17 protein-coding genes are annotated in these 18,069 nt (G+C 68.0%); 12 read left to right on the forward strand and 5 right to left on the reverse strand.

Going from position 1 to position 18,069, the window contains the following annotated elements:
• Positions 1 to 67 precede the first annotated feature (67 nt).
• Both ASG92_RS06230 and ybaK read left to right on the forward strand, forming a co-directional pair.
• Positions 68 to 529: a SufE family protein gene (locus ASG92_RS06230; protein ID WP_200951894.1), complete on the forward strand. Its 462-nt coding sequence runs from the start codon at positions 68 to 70 to the stop codon at positions 527 to 529.
• Between the two features lie 17 nt (positions 530 to 546).
• Positions 547 to 1,080 (forward strand): Cys-tRNA(Pro) deacylase, encoded by a 534-nt coding sequence (gene ybaK, locus ASG92_RS06235; protein WP_056625961.1) that lies wholly within the window; start codon positions 547 to 549, stop codon positions 1,078 to 1,080.
• On the opposite strand, the gene ASG92_RS06240 is transcribed toward ybaK, so the two are convergent.
• The gene (locus ASG92_RS06240; RefSeq protein ID WP_056626075.1) at positions 1,077 to 2,303 is read right to left on the reverse strand and encodes an alpha/beta fold hydrolase; all 1,227 of its coding nucleotides are present in this window, start codon (positions 2,301 to 2,303) and stop codon (positions 1,077 to 1,079) included. The genes ybaK and ASG92_RS06240 overlap by 4 nt on opposite strands.
• Before the next feature lie 179 nt (positions 2,304 to 2,482).
• Between ASG92_RS06240 and ASG92_RS06245 the strand changes: the two genes are divergently transcribed.
• From ASG92_RS06245 to ASG92_RS06285, 9 genes are all read left to right on the forward strand, one after another.
• Positions 2,483 to 2,974 (forward strand): hypothetical protein, encoded by a 492-nt coding sequence (locus ASG92_RS06245; protein WP_056625963.1) that lies wholly within the window; start codon positions 2,483 to 2,485, stop codon positions 2,972 to 2,974.
• 14 nt (positions 2,975 to 2,988) lie between these two features.
• The gene (msrB, locus tag ASG92_RS06250) at positions 2,989 to 3,459 is read left to right on the forward strand and encodes a peptide-methionine (R)-S-oxide reductase MsrB (RefSeq protein WP_056625966.1); all 471 of its coding nucleotides are present in this window, start codon (positions 2,989 to 2,991) and stop codon (positions 3,457 to 3,459) included.
• A gap of 145 nt (positions 3,460 to 3,604) precedes the next feature.
• Positions 3,605 to 5,017 carry a DUF6421 family protein gene (locus ASG92_RS06255; protein ID WP_056625968.1) on the forward strand — a complete coding sequence of 471 codons (1,413 nt, stop codon included), beginning with the start codon at positions 3,605 to 3,607 and terminating at the stop codon, positions 5,015 to 5,017.
• The gene (locus tag ASG92_RS06260) at positions 5,014 to 5,772 is read left to right on the forward strand and encodes an SDR family oxidoreductase (protein ID WP_056625972.1); all 759 of its coding nucleotides are present in this window, start codon (positions 5,014 to 5,016) and stop codon (positions 5,770 to 5,772) included. Before ASG92_RS06255 ends, ASG92_RS06260 begins: the two co-directional genes overlap by 4 nt.
• Before the next feature lie 64 nt (positions 5,773 to 5,836).
• A complete protein-coding gene (locus tag ASG92_RS06265) occupies positions 5,837 to 6,952 on the forward strand; it encodes a low specificity L-threonine aldolase (protein WP_056625975.1) in 1,116 nt (371 codons plus the stop codon).
• A 71-nt stretch (positions 6,953 to 7,023) separates the two neighbouring features.
• Positions 7,024 to 7,680: a DUF3000 domain-containing protein gene (locus tag ASG92_RS06270; RefSeq protein ID WP_056625978.1), complete on the forward strand. Its 657-nt coding sequence runs from the start codon at positions 7,024 to 7,026 to the stop codon at positions 7,678 to 7,680.
• A gap of 58 nt (positions 7,681 to 7,738) precedes the next feature.
• Positions 7,739 to 9,052 carry an HRDC domain-containing protein gene (locus ASG92_RS06275; RefSeq protein ID WP_056625981.1) on the forward strand — a complete coding sequence of 438 codons (1,314 nt, stop codon included), beginning with the start codon at positions 7,739 to 7,741 and terminating at the stop codon, positions 9,050 to 9,052.
• A gap of 145 nt (positions 9,053 to 9,197) precedes the next feature.
• Positions 9,198 to 10,484 (forward strand): acetyl-CoA C-acyltransferase, encoded by a 1,287-nt coding sequence (locus ASG92_RS06280; RefSeq protein ID WP_056625984.1) that lies wholly within the window; start codon positions 9,198 to 9,200, stop codon positions 10,482 to 10,484.
• Positions 10,481 to 12,637: a 3-hydroxyacyl-CoA dehydrogenase NAD-binding domain-containing protein gene (locus tag ASG92_RS06285; RefSeq protein WP_056625987.1), complete on the forward strand. Its 2,157-nt coding sequence runs from the start codon at positions 10,481 to 10,483 to the stop codon at positions 12,635 to 12,637. Before ASG92_RS06280 ends, ASG92_RS06285 begins: the two co-directional genes overlap by 4 nt.
• A gap of 123 nt (positions 12,638 to 12,760) precedes the next feature.
• On the opposite strand, the gene ASG92_RS06290 is transcribed toward ASG92_RS06285, so the two are convergent.
• Positions 12,761 to 13,552: a TIM barrel protein gene (locus tag ASG92_RS06290; protein ID WP_056625990.1), complete on the reverse strand. Its 792-nt coding sequence runs from the start codon at positions 13,550 to 13,552 to the stop codon at positions 12,761 to 12,763.
• Positions 13,549 to 14,670, reverse strand: coding sequence for a Gfo/Idh/MocA family oxidoreductase (locus ASG92_RS06295; RefSeq protein WP_056625993.1), 1,122 nt, complete (start codon positions 14,668 to 14,670; stop codon positions 13,549 to 13,551). The genes ASG92_RS06290 and ASG92_RS06295 overlap by 4 nt, the downstream gene beginning before the upstream one ends.
• Positions 14,671 to 14,777: 107 nt before the next feature.
• On the opposite strand from ASG92_RS06295, the gene ASG92_RS06300 reads away from it, so the two are divergent.
• Entirely contained in the window at positions 14,778 to 15,773 is a 996-nt protein-coding gene (locus tag ASG92_RS06300; protein WP_056625995.1) for a LacI family DNA-binding transcriptional regulator, read from the forward strand.
• On the opposite strand, the gene ASG92_RS06305 is transcribed toward ASG92_RS06300, so the two are convergent.
• A complete protein-coding gene (locus ASG92_RS06305; RefSeq protein WP_056626000.1) occupies positions 15,770 to 17,314 on the reverse strand; it encodes an ABC transporter ATP-binding protein in 1,545 nt (514 codons plus the stop codon). The two genes, ASG92_RS06300 and ASG92_RS06305, sit on opposite strands and share 4 nt — an antisense overlap.
• The gene (locus ASG92_RS06310; protein WP_056626003.1) at positions 17,311 to 18,069 is read right to left on the reverse strand and encodes an energy-coupling factor transporter transmembrane component T; all 759 of its coding nucleotides are present in this window, start codon (positions 18,067 to 18,069) and stop codon (positions 17,311 to 17,313) included. The genes ASG92_RS06305 and ASG92_RS06310 overlap by 4 nt, the downstream gene beginning before the upstream one ends.

The following is an 18,069-nucleotide window of genomic DNA, read 5'->3' on the forward strand; positions in this document are numbered from 1 at the left end:
CCTTTAAGACAGGTAAGCAGCCGTAAGAAAAGGCCGCTGCGGGGCAAATCTGCGTAAGCTGGAAGGGATGAGTACTTATGCACTTCCCACCGCGCTGGCGGAGATTGTCGATGACTTCCAGGCACTGACCGAGCCTGACCGGCTTCAACTGCTTCTGGAGTTTTCCCGCGCCCTGCCCGAACTGCCGGAGCGGCTCCGGGATCACCCGGAACTGCTGGAGCAGGTGGTCGAGTGCCAGTCGCCGCTGTTTCTGACGATCGAGGCAGAAAAGGACGACGACGGGTCCCCCGCCGCTTTCCGGCTGTTCTTCAAGGCCCCTCCTGAGGCACCCACCACGCGGGGATTCGCTGGCGTGCTCCACGAGGGTCTCGACGGCCTCACGGCGCAGGAGATCCTGGCCGTGCCGGATGACATGCCGGAACTGCTGGGGCTGACGCGGGCCATCACGCCGTTGCGGATGCGCGGGATGACGGCGATGCTGGGCCGCATCAAGCGCAAAGTCGCCGCGTCCGCCAGGCTCCAGAGCTAAGCGGTCCGGTACCGGCCGTGGCGCGCAAGAACACCTCGCAGGGAACGCCTGCCACAGCCGCACTGGCTGCGGCAGGCGTTTCCTTTGGCCTGCATCCCTACAGCCACGACCCCGCAGCCGCCAGTTACGGAATGGAGGCTGCCGAAGTCCTGGGGATCGATCCGGCGAGGGTCTTCAAGACGCTGATGGTCGAAGTCGACGGCAGGCTCGCCGTCGGCGTCGTTCCGGTGAGCGGAAGCCTGGACCTGAAAGCCATTGCGGCGGCCCTGGGCAGCAAGAAGGCCGCCATGGCTGACCCTGCCGCGGCTGAACGGAGGACGGGCTACGTCCTGGGTGGCATCTCGCCGCTGGGCCAGCGGCAGCCCTCCCCCACGGTGATTGATGAAAGCGCGCTGGCGCTGGCCAGCATCCTCGTTTCCGGAGGCCGCCGCGGCCTTGACATCGAGCTCGATCCCAAGGACCTGATCCGCCTCACGGGCGCCGTCACCGCCCCGATCAGTACAGCCAGGGCCAGTACAGCCGGCGCCAGGACCGGCAGCCGGCCGCGCTAATCCCGCAGGTCCCGTTCAGCTCCGGATCCCTGCCCCGGATTCAGCCTGGGCGCGAGCTGCTGCTGCAGCCAGGCCTTGACCAGGTTTTCCCAGCGGCCCGGATCAACATTCCATTCCTTCGTGTGCCGCGCCTGCTCGAACGCCTCGAACGTGACCATCTCCGGATTCTTTTCGGCGAGGAGCGCGGAGGGCCGGTACGGGACATATTCGTCGTCCACGCTGTGCACAATGAGGGTGGATGTCCGCAGTTCCACGGCCCTGGACACCCAGTCCATGGCCTTCAGGTCCAACGGAGCAGCCAGCCCGGTCAGGCGGCGCCCCAGCCGGTGGCCCATCATGAGCTGTCCGTACCGGCCGACGACGGACGGAATCCGGTTCAATTCGGCGTGATGGGCCAGCACATTGACCCAGTCGATGACGGGAGCGTCCAGGACCATTGCCCTGATCACCGTCCGGTGCTTCGAGAGATCCGCGGTCTGCAGGCAGATGGCACCGCCCATGGACCAGCCGAAGAGAACGACATCATTGGCCCCGTTGGCGAGGGCGAAGGAGATTGCGGCGTCGATGTCCCGCCACTCGGTGGACCCCAGGCCGTACCTGCCGTCCGGCGCCGAGGGCGCCAGTCCGTCGTTGCGGTAGGACACCAGCAGGCTGGAGAGTCCCAGTTCGCGGGCGGCCCGAACGGCCCTGAGGCCTTCCTGCCTTGTTGCGCCGCGGCCATGGACCATGATGGCCCACGTGCCGGCGTCGGGTTCAGCCCTGATCAGCCAGGCAGGAGCGGTTCCGCCGTCGACCTTGATGCCGACTTCTTCCGACGCCAGCCCGACGGCGGCGGGATCCGGATACACGGCGCCGCTCCACCAGCCGCGCCGGGCAGTCGCGAGGTCGCCGCTGTAGACCGCCTCGACCTCGCGGAGCACCGTTCGCTCGGCCGGCGAGTAGGACACAATCTTGCCGATGCGGGCGTAGCCGTTTCCGCCGTCAAAGAAGAGTCCGTAGACGCCGTCGAGGGTAGCGTCCGGCGTGGCGGCCAGGATGACCTGGAGCCCGCGGCCCTCCCTGATGACCGCCAGCACTTCCTGGTCGGCAGGACGCGCCCGGGACGGGGTGAGCACGCGCCGGGCGAAGTACAGCGCCAGCGCCGACGAGCCGGCGCCAAGGAGACCGGCAGCAGCGCCGCCGGCGATGGCCCCGCCCAGGGTCCACTTCGCCCTCAGCGTCATCGTGCTGTCCTGGGGGCCCGCCAGCGGCAGCCGGTCGGTGTCCGGAACCAGGTGGCGCTGCAGCGCTTCGGGAAGCGTGAAGGAGGAGTCCATGGCACCATTCTCGCCGGAGTGGGCGTCCGAGGCACATCGGGTGGCAAATGCATGCGGGGGCGGTTCGTCGGGGCTAGGCTGATGGCATGAGCGATCCAATCGTCATTCTCACAGAAGAGCCGCTGGGTGCGGACGACCGCGTCAACATCGTACGCCTGGTGGACGGGGGTGATGCGCGCCTGGTAGTGCTCGTGCCTGCCAATACGGAACGGCACCTGCTGGTGGACTTCCTCGAGAATCTCTCAATGCTGGACATCGCCAAGGCCTTCCGCGAGCTAACGGCCCACGCCCCGGACCCGGAGAAGCAGCGGACGGCTGCTGCGGAAACCCTGGCTACGTCGCTAAGTGCGCTCGAAGGCGTGGGCGGCGGTGTCTCGGGGGAGATAGTGGACGGCGAAGCGGTCAACGGCCTCGTGGCAAAGGTGCAGGAACTTGGGGCCGCGCAGGCTGTTGTCATCACCAGGCCGCACGCTGTGGCGGACACCTTCCACACCGACTGGGCCAACAAGGCCCAGGACCGGCTGGGGCTCCCGGTGCTGCACCTGTATGCGGGTTCGGGATTTATCGGGGACTCGTAAGCGTTGACAAGGCTATGAGCACTCCAGAAAAAGCTGACAGCACCAACACCGCGGGCGCCGGAATTCCGGCCGCGGCACGGGACGACGAGGACTGGCGCAAGGAACTTACGCCCGAGGAGTACCGCGTGCTGCGCCAGGCGGGCACGGAACGCCCGTACACAGGCGAGTACTGGGACACCCACACGGCAGGCGTCTACCACTGCCGCGCCTGCGGGGCGGAGCTTTTCACCAGCAACGAGAAATTCGATTCGCACTGCGGCTGGCCGTCCTTCTGGGCCCCGCTGGCAGAGGAACGCGTACGGTACATCCACGACCGCACCCTCGGCATGGAACGCATCGAAGTGCGGTGCTCAAACTGCGATTCCCACCTGGGGCACGTTTTCGAAGGCGAGGGCTACGGCACGCCTACGGACCAGCGCTACTGCATCAACTCGATTTCGCTGAAGCTGGTCCCGGCTGAAGGCAGCGCAGGGGCCGACACCTGAGGCTATGCGCCGCTATATCTGACGAGCTGAATGTCGGCCCTTAGCCTCACAGTTTCTTACGCTAACGCCGATTATGGATTAGGAACTCTGGCTGCTTGCTACGCTCGGCGTAGAAGCTCAGGCAACCAGAAAGGCGACGCCGAAGATGACACTCACCGCGACCACCGCACCTGCCACAATCTCCGCCGACCACCCCGAATGGCAGCGGCTGAAGGCCTCAGCGACGGCCCTCCGCGGACTGCAGGTGCAGGACGGCTCCGTACCGGAAAAAGCCGACCACGCGGCCGCGGCCGGCCACGTCTGTGCCATCGTCGATGCCGTCAAGGCCCTTGCCCCGGCCTTGACGCACGATGCCCGCTACCTTGAACTGCTGGGCCGCGACTTCGGCCGCTGGATGGAGGCCGGCTTCGGCGTTCCCGACTTCCTGGACTCGTTGCTCGCCTTCCAGCCGCAGGCGCACCGCGAAGACGGGCTCCAGCACCTCGTGGTATTCCCCATGTACACCCAGAACGGCAGCAGCAGCCGGCTGGTGGAAGCGGTGCTGATCGAGGTCGTCTGGCCTGAATTCATCGCCGGACTGGAACAGGGCGACTACTCGAACAGGCTCTTTGTCCCCATCCGCTTCCTTGACTTCACGCCCGGATATGACACCAACTCCGCGGTGCTCTTTCCGGAGACTGTGGCCGTCCGCGAGACCCCCAAGTTCACGTGGGGGGCGATCTTCGCAGACCGTGAGGCTGCCCGCTTCCGCCGTGTCCTTCGTGCCGCAGCGGACATCACGGCCCTTGAACTGCCGGCCGATGCCGCCGAGCTCCTCGGGGACCAGGAGCTCACACAGGAAACGTTCGTGATGTGGGACCTGATCCACGACCGGACCCACATGCGCGGGGACCTGCCCTTCGATCCCTTCATGATCAAGCAGCGCATGCCGTTCTTCCTATATTCGCTGGAGGAGCTGCGCTGCGACCTGACCGCCTTCAGGGAGTCCGTGAAGATCGAGAAGGACGAAGAGGCCGACCCGGAAACCCGCCGGCACGCGAAACTGGTCCAGTACGCCGTCATCTTCGACCGCATTTTCCGCTTCGCCATCACCGGCAGCCGGGTGCGCAACTACGACGGACTCGGCGGCCAGTTGCTGTTCGCCTGGCTGCACCAGCACCGGGTGCTCCACTGGACCGACAGCCGCCTCAGCATCGACTGGGACGAAGTCGCCGGCGTCGTCATCGAACTCGGCGCCCGGATTGACGAGCTTTACTGGCGTTCCATCGACCGGCCCAAAACAGCCCACTGGCTGGCCGCCTATGAGCTCATCTCGGGCACCGTCACGCCCAACCCGGCCTCCGTGTGGGCCAAGGGACCCGGGGCCCTCCCCCTCGACGGGCCGCCCCGCGGGCTCACCGACCAGGTGCTGGACGATGAGTTCCCGCTGTCCATGTTCTACGAGGCACTGGAAAAGAAGATGCGGCCCGTCATCGAGTCAACCGCCGGCATCACCGGAACCTCGGACCCGGGCCACTCAAGCACAGGTCCTGCGGCGACGCCGATGACCGCGGGATGACCGCCGGCAACGGCGCCAACGTCCTGGTCACGGGCGGCAGCGGCCCGTCGGGAATAGCCGTGGCGGGCGCGCTGCGGCGGGCTGGCTTCTCGGTCTTCACCGTGGGATCGGACGAGGCGAGGATTAAGGCCGCCGCTGCCCAGGCCGGTCCCGGAGTCACCCCGTTCGCGTGCGATCTCGCGGACCTCCCCGAGGTCCGCGAACTTCACCGAACCCTCGCCCGGACCGCAGGAAGGATCGACGGCGTCATCCACCTCGTCGGCGGGTGGCGCGGAGCGCAGGGAATCACCGACCAAAGCGACGAAGACTGGGACTTCCTGGAACGCAGCGCCATAACCACGCTCCGAAACGTCACCCGCGTCTTCTACGACGACCTCGTGGCCTCGGATACCGGCCGCTTCGCCATGGTGTCGTCGACGACGGTCAGCGAGCCCGCCGCCGGCATCGCCAACTATGTGGCAGCCAAGGCGGCCGCCGAGGCCTGGACCATGGCGGTGGCTGACGGGTTCCGCCGCGACCAGGCCGGAGACGCGGACGTCTCCGGCGCCCCCAAACTGAACAGCACGCCCAAACTGAACAGCGCCGCCGTCGTGTTCGTGGCGAAGGCCCTCGTGGACGCCGGCATGCGGAGCCGGCAGCCGGAACGCAAGTTCCCGGGGTACACCGACGTCGAGGACCTGGCGGCCGCCGTCGTCGGGCTTTTCGGCCAGTCCGCCGCGGAACTGAACGGCAAGCGGCTGCCGCTGACACCCTGACCGCTGACACCCTGACCCGGCACCAACCGCCGGAACTACCTAGACTGAAAGCGTGACCAAAGCGATGACAACCACAGTTGAAACGGCCGGCAACGGCACCATCTCCCGGCTGCACGACGCCACCGTCCGGGGATTTGCCTCCGACAACTATTCCGGCGTGCACCCGGAAGTGCTTGCTGCGCTGGCGGCGGCGAATGAGGGGCACCAGGTGTCCTACGGCGAAGATGACTACACCGCGCGGCTGCAGGAACTCATGGAGGAGCACTTCGGCGAAGGCATCGAGTGCTTCCCCGTCTTCAACGGCACCGGCGCCAACGTGCTCTCGCTGCAGTCCCTGCTCCCCCGCTGGGGTGCGGTGATCTGCGCGTCGACGGCGCACATCAACATGGATGAGAACGGCGCCCCGGAGCGCATCGGCGGCATCAAGCTGCTGCAGGTTCCCGCGCCGGACGGCAAGCTGACCCCGGAGCTTATTGACCGTGAGGCGTGGGGCTGGGGCGACGAGCACCGTGCCCAGCCGCTGGCTGTCTCCATCACCCAGACCACCGAGCTCGGCACCTGCTACACGCCGGAGGAAGTGCGGGCGATCGCCGAGCACGCGCATGCCAAGGGCATGAAGCTGCACATGGACGGCGCCCGGCTGGCAAACGCGGCGGCGCACCTGGATGTTCCGCTGCGGGCCTTCACCCGCGATGCCGGCGTGGACATCCTGTCCTTTGGCGGCACCAAGAACGGCCTGCTGTTCGGCGAGGTGGTGGTGGCTCTGAATCCGGACGCCGCCCACGGCCTGCCCTTCCTGCGGAAGATGAACATGCAGCTGGCCTCCAAGATGCGCTTCATGTCCGCGCAGTTCATCGCGCTGCTGGAGGGCGATCTGTGGCTGCGCTCGGCCGCCCACGCGAACGCCATGGCCACCAGGCTGCGGTCGGCGGTGGATGCCATAGACGGCGTGGAACCCACCCAGAAGACGGAATCCAACGGCGTCTTCGCCATCCTGCCCGAGGGCGTGGCGGACAGGCTGCGGAAGTCCTTCCGCTTCTACGACTGGAACGAGGCCGCCCGGGAAGTCCGCTGGATGTGCTCGTTTGATACCAGCGAGGAGGACGTCGATGCGTTCGTCGAAGCCATCAAGAGGGAACTGTCCGGCCACGGTCCGGCGTCCACGGCAGGCGAGCAGTAGCATGCGGGCGATTGCATGAGCGGGCGGCGAGCCTGCGGGCGGCGGCGGACTCTATTGCGTAACCTGCGAATGTGAACGCACTTGCCCAGGTTCCCTCGGATTTCCTTCACGCCTTGGGAACGCTCCGGAAAGCACGATGCCGCAGCGAGCTGCGCCTGGACGAGATCCCGGCGCCCTCACGGCTGGCACCGTTTGCCGTGGCGCTCGGCGCCGAGGTGCTTGTGCCCAGCGGCGGCGGTGGCGATTACGCTGCTGTCCACGGCCCCGCGGCCATGGCTCTGGCCCGCTCGGCCGCCGCCGGCGACGACCCCGACGGCGACGAGCTCGCCACCGGCAGGTTCATCCTGCTGTACGACCCCGACGGCTCGGCCGTCTGGGACGGTGAGTTCCGCATTGTCACGTACATCCGCGCCCAGCTCGAGGCCGAGATGGGAAACGACGAAATGCTCGGCTCCGTGGCCTGGACATGGCTCGTGGAAGCCCTGGAAACGCACCACGCGCCGTACCGCGCAGCCGGCGGAACAGCCACCCGCGTGCTGTCGGAAAGCTTCGGCACGCTGTCCGACCGGCCGGGTTCCATCGACATCGAACTCCGCGCCTCCTGGACGCCTGCCAGCGCGGACATCCAGGCCCATCTTGAGGCCTGGTCCGACATGGTGTGCACTTTTGCCGGCCTCCCGCCCCTGCCCGACGGCGTCTCCGCACTGCCCCGCAGGCGCCGGAACTAGCGGACGCCGCCTGTGCCGAATCCGCCCGCCGGCCTGCTGCCGGTAAACTAGGGGCATCATGACCCCTCAAAATCCGGAAAACACCACAGCCGGCGCTCCGGCTGCTGAAACCACACCCCACATCACGGTGGAGGGCTTCGACAGCCTCGTACCCGTTGTCATTGATCTGGATTCGCCGCGCGACGGCGTGCCGCTGGTCATCGAGACCCAGGCAGGACTGGAGCGCTGCGCGGCCGCCATTGCGGCCGGAACCGGCCCGGCGGGTGTCGATGCGGAGCGGGCATCCGGCTTCCGGTACGGCCAGCGGGCCTTCCTGGTGCAGATCCGGCGGGAGGGATCCGGAACCTGGCTCATCGATCCTGAACCGTTTGAGGACCTTCGGATCATCAACGATGCCCTCCACGGCGTCGAATGGATCCTGCACGCTGCCAGCCAGGACCTCCCCTGCCTCTCGGAGCTTGGCATGTGGCCGGACGAGCTCTTCGACACCGAGCTCGCCGCAAGGCTGGCGGGACTGCCCCGCGTGGGGCTCGCCGCGGTCATCGAGCAGCTGCTCGGATTCGGCCTGGCCAAGGAACACTCCGCCGCCGACTGGTCCACCCGTCCCCTGCCGGAGCCCTGGCTCAGGTACGCGGCCCTCGACGTCGAGGTCCTGACGGAACTGCGCGAGGAACTCATCGAACTCCTTGAGGCGGACGGAAAGCTTGAATTCGCCGAGCAGGAGTTCGCCGCAATCCTTTCGGCCGGGCTCGCCCCGCCGCGGGTCGATCCCTGGCGCAAGACGTCAGGCCTCCACCAGATCAGGGACCGCCGCCAACTGGCCGCCGTCCGTGAAATGTGGCTCGAACGCGACGCCCTGGCCCAGAAGCGGGACGTCGCTCCGGGCAGGCTGATCCCCGATTCATCCCTCGTGGCCGCCGCCAAGGCCATGCCGGCAACGGTGCCGCAGCTCCTGGGTACCAAGGGCTTCCACGGCCGGGCCGCCCAGCGCGAGGCTCCGCGCTGGCTCCGCTGCATCTCGACTGCCCGGGCACTGGACGAGCTTCCCCCGCTGCACCTCCCCACCAACGCCCCGCCGCCGCCGCGGGTCTGGGCCGACCGCGACCTTGCCGCCGCGGAGAGGCTGTCCACCGCACGGCCGCTGCTGCAGAAAAAGGCCGAGGAATTCAATCTTCCGCTGGAGAACCTGCTGACCCCGGACTTCCTGCGGCGCATCGCCTGGCGTCCTCCGGCGGAAATCAATGAGGCCGCCGTTGGCGACGAACTCCGCGGGCTGGGCGCGCGGCCGTGGCAGGTCGAACTCGTCACGCCCCTCATCACGGAAGCGTTCCTCCACCCGCAGCCGCTGCCGCCGAAGGAGTCCAAGGCCTAGCCAACGGCTCCTTGCGCGCTGTGTTCCTGCACCGCAGGCTCCTTGCACCTCATGTTACTGACGAGTAACATAGGGCTCACTGTCGCCCGGATCCCTGCTGACCTCAGTCAGGATCGGGCACCAACGTCTCAATGAGGAGCAGCACGTGAGCCAACATCGAAGCAGCGGAAACCAACGCATGGTCCGCGACGTCGTCTTCGTGGACGGCGTGCGCACGCCTTTCGGCCGCGCAGGCGAGAAGGGTATCTACGCAGGAATGCGGGCTGATGACCTCGTGGTCAAGTGCATCCGCGAACTGATGCGGCGCAACCCCGCGCTTCCTGCCGAACGCATCGACGAAGTGGCGGTCGCCGCGACGACGCAGACCGGCGACCAGGGCCTCACCATCGGCCGCACCGCCGCCCTCCTGGCCGGCCTGCCGCGCACGGTACCCGGGTTCGCCATCGACCGCATGTGCGCAGGAGCCATGACAGCCGTGACCACCACCGCCAGCGGCATCGGTTTCGGCGCATACGACGTCGTGATCGCCGGCGGCGTGGAACACATGGGGAACCATCCCATGGGCGCCGGCGCCGACCCCAACCCGCGCTTCGTGTCCGAACGCCTCGTGGACCCCGCCGCGCTCAACATGGGCAACACTGCCGAAAACCTGCACGACCGCTTTCCGCGCATCACCAAGGACCGCACGGACGCATACGCGGTGGCGTCCCAGAACAAGCTGGCGGCGGCGTACGGCAACGGCCTGATCCAACCGGACCTTGTCCCCGTCGCCACCATGAAGCCGGGCCAGGGCTGGACCGTCAACACAGTGGACGAGCCGCCGCGGCCGGGCACCACCGTGGAGGACCTCGCCGCCCTGCGGACACCGTTCCGGGCCCACGGCCGGGTGACGGCCGGCAATGCAGCAGGACTCAACGACGGCGCCACCGCCGCGCTGCTTGCATCCTCCGACGCCGCCGCTGAACTGGGGCTGCCCGTCAGGATGCGGCTGGTCAGCTATGCCTACGCCGGCGTGGAACCGGAGGTCATGGGGATCGGGCCCGTTCCCTCAACCGAGAAAGCCCTGGCGAACGCCGGCCTGGACATCGGGGACATCGGCCTGTTCGAAATCAACGAGGCATTCGCCGTCCAGGTCCTCAGCTTCCTGGACCATTTCGGCATTGCCGACGACGACCCCCGGGTCAACCGCTACGGCGGCGCCATAGCGGTGGGCCACCCGCTCGCGTCGTCGGGCGTCCGGCTCATGAACCAGCTGGCCCGGCAGTTCCAGGAAGATCATTCCGTGCGCTACGGCATCACGGCCATGTGCGTCGGCCTCGGGATGGGCGCCACGGTCATCTGGGAAAACCCGCACCATGCCGACTACAGCGGCGCCGACCGTTCCGACGCCGTCGATTCCGCTTCCACCTCAACCGCAGGAGCCTCAGCATGAGCGCCGCAGATTTCCGCAAGCTTGCCGACCTCTTCCCGGATGAGACGGTCACCCATTCCTATGTGCAGGACATCGAGTTGCCGGCCGTGGGCGGCGAGGCCAGTCCGGGCGTCTTCGCGCTGATCACGCTGGACAACGGGCTGGACCACACCAAGCCCACTACGCTGGGACCCAACACCCTGGTGGAACTCGGGACCGTGCTCGAGGGCCTCAGGGAGCGGGCCGCCAACGGCGAGATCGTCGGCGTCGGGGTGACGGGCAAGCCGCACTATCTGGTGGCCGGCGCGGACCTGTCCGCGGTGAAGTCACTCAACAGCCGGGAGCACGGACTGTGGATGGCCCAGCTGGGTCACGACGTCTACGCGACCCTGGCCAACCTTGGCGTTCCCAGCTTCGCCTTCATCAACGGAGTGGCCTTGGGCGGCGGGCTGGAGATCGCCCTGCAGTCGACGTACCGGACAGTGTCGGCCGCCGCCGGGGCGCTGGCCCTTCCGGAGGCCTTCCTCGGGCTGGTTCCGGGCTGGGGCGGCGTCTATATCCTGCCCCGGCTGATCGGTCCGGAAAACGCCGTCAAGGTGATGATCGAGAACCCGCTAAACAACAACCGCACGCTGTCGGGGCCCGAGGCCTACAAGCTCGGGATCGCGGACGCGATGTTCGAACCGGCAGACTTCGTGGAGCAGTCGATCGCCTGGGCGGCGGGAGTCATCTCCAGCGGCGTCACCCCTGAACGGCCCTCCGCCGTCGACCCGTACAGCCCGGAAGTGGCCGGCCGCTGGGCCGGGGCCGTGGCCGCCGGCCGCGCCTTCGTGGAATCCAAGACATCCAACGCCTCCCCCGCACCGGCCAAGGTGCTGGACATCATGGAGGCCAACCGGACCATGAGCCAGGCGGAGTCCGCCGCGCTGGAGTGCGAAACCCTGGCCGGCCTCATGCAGACGGACGAGTTCCGTTCCACGGTCTATGCGTTCCTGGACCTGGTGCAGAAGAGGTCCAAGCGCCCCGCCGGTGCCCCTGATCGCAAGCTCGCCCGGCCGGTGACCAAGGTGGGCGTGGTGGGCGCCGGGCTGATGGCAAGCCAGCTGGCCCTGCTGTTTGCCCGGCAGCTCAAGGTTCCGGTGGTCATGACAGACATCGACCAGGCCCGCGTGGACAAGGGCGTGGGCTACGTTCATGCGGAGGTGGACAAGCTGCTCGGCAAGGGGCGCCTCAGCCAGGACGCAGCGAACCGGACCAAGGCCCTCGTGACGGGATCGGTCTCCAAGGAGCCGTTCACGGATGCCGACTTCGTGATCGAGGCGGTATTCGAGGAACTCAACGTCAAGAAGCAGGTTTTCGCCGAACTCGAAGCCATCGTCTCCCCCGACTGCATCCTCGCGACCAACACATCCTCGCTGTCCGTGACAGCCATGGCCGAAGGCCTGGGGAACCCGGAACGGCTGGTGGGTTTCCATTTCTTCAACCCCGTGGCCGTCATGCCGCTGCTGGAAATCGTGCGCGCGCCGAAGACGGACGATGCCGTGGTGGCCACGGCTTTCGAGCTGGCCAGGGGGCTGAAGAAGACCGCGGTCCTGGTCAGGGACGCCCCGGCGTTCGTGGTCAACCGGATCCTCCTGAGGCTCATGGGCGAGGTCACCGCGGCGTTCGACGAGGGCACGCCGGCGGACGTCGCGGATAACGCCCTGCGGCCGATGGGCCTGCCGATGACTCCGTTCGACCTGGGCGCGATGGTGGGGCTTCCCGTGGCCCAGCATGTCCAGGAATCGCTGCATGCCGCGTTCGGCGACCGCTTCAGGGTTTCGCAGAACCTGCAGAAGCTGATCGACAACGGAGTGCGGTTGCTGTGGTCTCCGGCCGCGGACGGCGGAAAGGAAATTCCGGCATCCACGCTGGCCCTGATGTCGTTCGGAACGTCGCCGTCAACCGGGGAAGACGTCCTGCGCCGGACGCAGAACGCCCTGGCCGAGGAAATTGCCCTGATGCTTGACGAGGGCGTGGTGGCCGGGCCGGAGGACATCGATCTGTGCATGATCCTCGGGGCAGGCTGGCCCATGTTCCTCGGCGGCATCACCCCGTACCTGGACCGGACGGGAGCATCCGAGCGCGTCACCGGCAAGCGGTTCCTTGACCCGGGTGTGGCCTCCCGGCCATAGCTTCTTCAGGACACCCAGTCGCAGGGCGCACAGTTTCGCGAATAGGGCTAACGCCCCTCTTAACCACGAGCACCGCCGGGTGGCCGCGTGTTGCGGCCACCCGGCGGTGGTCATAGTGATGTGTCAGTCTGCGAAAGCTGCACGGAAGGCGGCCAGGGCTGCATCGCCTGCCGCCACGCCGGGCCCGCCGGAAGCGCCAGCCTCCAGGCCGATGACACCGGAGTAGCCGGCATCCCTGAGGGCCGTTGCAACAGCGCGGTAGTTGATCTCGCCGGTGCCCGGCTCGAACCGCCCGGGGACATCGGCAACCTGGATCTCCCCGGTCCAGGGCAGCGCAGCCCTGACGAGTTCGATCAGGTTTCCCTCCCCTATCTGGGCGTGATAGAGATCCAGCATCATCTTCACGTTCGGATGGTTTACGGCAGACACCAGAGCCATGGTGTCCTTGGCCCGGGCCAGCGGTATGCCCGGATGGTCAAGGATCGTATTCAGGTTCTCCAGGGCAAACGTCAGCCCATGCTTCTCCCCCAGCACGGCCAGCCGCTCCAGCGTGCGCAGGCCGGTCAGCCACATCTGGCCGGTGGACCGGTGAACCGGCCGGACGGCGTGGCCGCCCTCGCCAAGTTCGGCCGGGTGGACCACCATACGTTCCACACCAAGTTCCAGCGCCGCGGGAATGAGTTTCTCCGCCGAGGCCAGCACTTCGTCAGCGCCCTCCGGATCAATGAGGCTGCCGCCGAAGTAGCCGCTCATGGAAGAGAAGCGGGCCCCGGTGGCGGCCAGGGCCGTGATGTCCCGGCCCCGGGTGTCCCAGAGTTCCACCTCGAAACCCTGCCCGTGGATGTGCCGCACGCGTTCGATCAGGGGCAGCTCTCCGTAGACCATTTCGGCGCAGGCGGCCAGGCGGAAACTCATGCGCCATCCCCCACAGGGTGGAGCTCGGGCTCGGCGGCCCGCAGTGCGGCGACCGAGGCAACCTCGACCGGCAGCCCGGTTTCAGCTGAACGCAGGGCCGCAAGGGCAACGGCCAGGGCATTGCGGGCGTCGGTCCCGCCCGGGCCCGGGATGGCTGGGCCTTGCACGCCGTCGCGCCGTGCCTTCACGGCGTCGACGAAGTGAGCCAGCTCCGCAGTGTAGGCGTCGTGGAAAAGATCCACATTCAGCCGCACCGTGTCGGCCCCGATGCCGGCCACGGTGTAGCTCGTCGCGCTGGTGGCCTGCGGCCCGCCCGCCGTCACCATGCCGGCGGAACCGAACACTTCGCCGCGCACGTCATAGCCGTAGAGGGCGTTGAAGTTCGCCTCCGCCACCGCGATGGCGCCGTTGCTGTAGGTCACGGTCACGACCGCCGTGTCCAGGAAGCCGCCGTCCTTGGCATCCGGGGCCACGAGGGCGTCAGCGACCGCGTGGACGCGGACTGGAACGGCACCGGGGTTCAGCCAGTTGAGGGTGTCAAAGTCGTGGATCAGGGTTTCCAGGAAGATCGTTCCCGGCGGGGTACGGTCCGGATTGGCGATTCCGGCCACACTGCCGGGGTCCCGTGTCAGGGACCGGAGCAGCTGCGGGACACCCACGCTGCCGCAGTCAATGAGCTTGCGTGCAGCGGCGAAATCGGCCGCGTAACGCCTGTTAAACCCGAACTGAACGGTGATCCCGGCCGACTCGGCCGCCTCGAGGGCTTCATCGAGTTCCTCAATCGTGCGGCCGCCGGGCTTTTCGCAGAACACATCCTTCCCGGCCCGAGCTGCGGCCGCGATCAGGCCGGAGTGGAACCGTGCCGGGGCGGCGATGATGACGGCGTCGATCTCCGGATCGCTGATCACATCGGCCGGGTCAGCACTGATCTTACTGACCCGCAGCCTGCCGGCCAGGGCTTCGACGGCGGGAAGGGCAGGATCCGCAATCGCTTCGAGGCGGGCATTGGGAATCCGGTGCGCAACGGACTCAGCGTGGAAACTTCCGATCCAGCCTGCGCCGATCAGGGCGACGCGGACCGGCCGGACTTCGCTGACCGGATACTGACGGTAACTCATGAATACTCCTGGGCTTGGGTTTCTAGATCGTTCTAGTGGCACCATATTGGCATGTGATTCACGGCATGTCTAGATCGTTCTATAGACTGGAGCGGACGAGGAGGAACATGACGGAACAGCAGCGCCGCCCGACCCTGATGGACGTGGCCCATGCGGCCGGCGTCTCACGGGCCCTGGTTTCCATCGTGATGCGCGGCGCGCCCGGCGCCGCGGAATCCACCCGGCAGAAGGTCCTGGAGGCGGCGCGGGAACTCGGCTACAGGCCCGACAGCCGCGCCCGCCTCCTCCGGAGCAGCCGCACCAGGCTTCTTGGCCTGAGTTTCTTCAGCGCACACGCCTTTCACGCAGAAATCGTGGATGCCGCCTACGCAGCGGCGACGTCGCGGGGGTATGACCTGGCGTTGAGTGCGGTCGCCAGCGGCCGCCCGGAGACGCTGGCCGTCGAATCGCTGCTCGATTTCGGCTCCGCAGCGCTCATTCTGATTTCGCCGACCCTCAGTCACCAGGACCTGGCAGCCTATGCAGGCCAGGTGCCGGTCGTCAGCCTCCTGCGCGACGACGTCGGTGATCCGGTGGACTCCGTCAGCAGCGACGACCACGCGGGCGTCCGCATGGCGGTGGACCACCTGACCGGCCTCGGTCACCGCAGGATCGTGCATGTCGACGGCGGCATAGCCGTTTCCGCCGAGCCGCGCCGGGCGGCGTTCCGCGCCGAAATGGACCGCCACGGTCTGGCGGCCAGGATCATCCCCGGCGGACCCACCGAGGAAGACGGACTGAGGGCCGCCCGGACCCTGGGCGAGGACCTCCCTACAGCCGTCATCGCCTTCAATGACAGGTGCGCCCTCGGTGTGATCGAAAGCCTCCGGGCGGACGGGCTGAAGGTACCCGACGACGTGTCCGTGCTGGGCTATGACGACAGCCAGTTCGCGCGGCTCAGCTATCTGCAGTTGTCGTCCGTCAGCCAGGACGCGCCGTTGCTCGCCGCCGCAGCCGTTGACCGCGCCGTTGACCGGATAGAAGGAGCGCAAACGCCCGCCCACGTCGTCAGAACCCCGCATCTGGTGGTCCGCAAGACCACGGCACCTCCCCGGGCCGGTTAGCGGCCTGCGAGGACACCGTTCCTCAGCTCCACCAGCCGGTGGGCGTGCGCCCGGGCGAAGGCGAGGTCATGCGTCACAAGGACGACGGCGGCGCCGCGGCCGGCCGCCGCTGTCATGGCGGCAGACAGACGCCGCAGGCCGTGGGCATCCAGCGCGACCGTTGGTTCGTCCAGGGCCAGCACCTCCGGCTCGCGCGCCAGGACAGTGGCCAGTGCCAGCATCCGCTGGCCCGAGCCGGACAGCTCATGGGGGTGGACGCTGCCGGCCGCGCCCAGTCCCACCGCCGCCAACGCGTCACCGGCACGGACGGGCGCCTCGTCACCGAACATCCGGTCCAGGCCGAACAGCACTTCGCGAAGCACGGTCCGTTCGAACAACTGGTCGTGGGGATGCTGGAACAGCAGCCCGAGCCGCTGGGCGACGATGCCCGTGGGAACCCCGGCAATGGCCTCGCCGCCAATGCGTACCTCCCCGTGGAGCGGCCTGAGCAGCCCGTTGAACAGCCGCAGCAGGGTCGATTTCCCCGCACCGTTCGGACCCGTGACCGCCACGATTTCCCCGGGCCACACGTCCAGGTCCACGTTCTCCAGCAGGAGTGGACGGCCGGAGTTTTTCGTGTCGAAACCGAAGGACACCCCGTCCAGCTCCAGCGCCGGCGCAGCGCCCGGTGCCGGGCATGCCCGGGACTGCGCCTGAGCTGGGTAAGGTGCCTGAGCTGGGTGCTGTCCCGACGGCTCGCTGACAACAACCCCGGAACTGGCCAGCTCCTCGCCGGCAAGGAGCCGGTCCGGCCGTCCGGCAGCCGTCTCGGCTCCGTCCTCCAGCACGAGCCAGTGTTCGGCCGAGCGCGTCAGCGGGTCCGCGCTCTGGCTCAGCACCACGACCGCGGTCCCGCGGGCCAGCTCGGCGGTCACCAGCTCCGTGACGGTCCGGGTCCCGTCCGAATCGAGGGATGCCAGCGGCTCATCGAGGATCAGGACGGCGGGATCCGCCACAATGGCACATCCCACGGCCAGGCGCCGCAGCTCTCCCCCGGACAGGGTTGCGGGGTCGCGTTGGAGCAGGCTGGCGAGCCCGGTCCGCCGGGCTGCCTCGGCGACGATCCGCACCATCTCGGCGCGCTCCGTCCCGCGGTTTTCCAGTCCGAAGGCAAGTTCCTCTTCCACGGTGGCGCGGACCGCCGAGAGCATGGCGGCCGGGTCCTGTGGCACGTATCCCACCTGCTCGGCCCAGGCGGCGGGGTCGATCTGCGGGTCATTGTCTGCTCCGGAATAGACCAGCGGCCGCCAGGGCTCCTGCTGTCCCCCGGATTCCAGCTGCAGGCGTCCCTTCAGGGTGCCGTCGCGGCCGCCGGCCAGCCAGCCCCCGAGCAGCCGCCCAAAAGTGGATTTTCCGCTGCCGGAACCGCCCAGCACCGCCGTCAGCGAGCCCGGGGCGGCCACGATGTCCACTCCCTGCAGCGCCGGACGCGAGTCGCCGTGGAAGGCGAAGGATTCAATGGCCGCCCGGAGTGTGACCGCGGGAGGTTCGTGCCCGTTCATGCCTGGCCGCCTCCGGACAGGGATGCGGCAACCCGCACGGCCACGGCAGCCGCGGCCAGCAGGGCAGCAAGAATCCGGAAGCCCCGCTGGGCCTCCGAATCGCGGACTTGCGTGTACGTGGTCCTGGGGCCAGTGCGCCGAAACCCCCTCGCGTCCAGGGCCTGCGCCCGGACGCCGGCGTCGTGGACCAGCCCCAGCACGAGTGGCACCATCTGCAGCCGCACGGCCGCAAGGCGGTTTCCGAAGCCCTTCCCCACCACCAGGCCCCGCGATTCCTGCGCCTGGCGGACCTTCTCCAGCCGCGCGGCGATGATGGGGGCGAGCATCAGCGTGGACGCCAGCACGTAGCCGAACTGCGGCGGAAGGCGGAAGGCGGCCAGGGCGGCGACCAGTTCCGGCACCCGGACGCTGAACGAAAACAGCAGCAGGACCAGGACGAACGCAGAGGTGCGCAGCCCCATGTCCACAGCGAATCCCAGGCCCTCCGCGGTGATCCGCGCCGGCCCCCAGCTGGCGAGCACGGTGCGGCCCTCAGGGAAGAAGAGTCCGTGCATCACGAGGAGCGACAGCCAGAACGGCGCCAGGATGACGCCGGCGCCGAGGAGCACGCGGCGCGCGGCGCCGGTGACGGCGGCCAGCAGCGCGGCACCGGCCGCCACGGTGAGGGACACCGCCCAGCTGGACGCCGCCGTCGTGATCACCAGTACGGCAGCGGCCGCCGTCAGGGTGGTGAGCGGGTTGAGGCGGGGCGCCAC

The organism is Arthrobacter sp. Soil736 (assembly GCF_001428005.1).
Classification (GTDB): Bacteria; Actinomycetota; Actinomycetes; order Actinomycetales; family Micrococcaceae; genus Arthrobacter.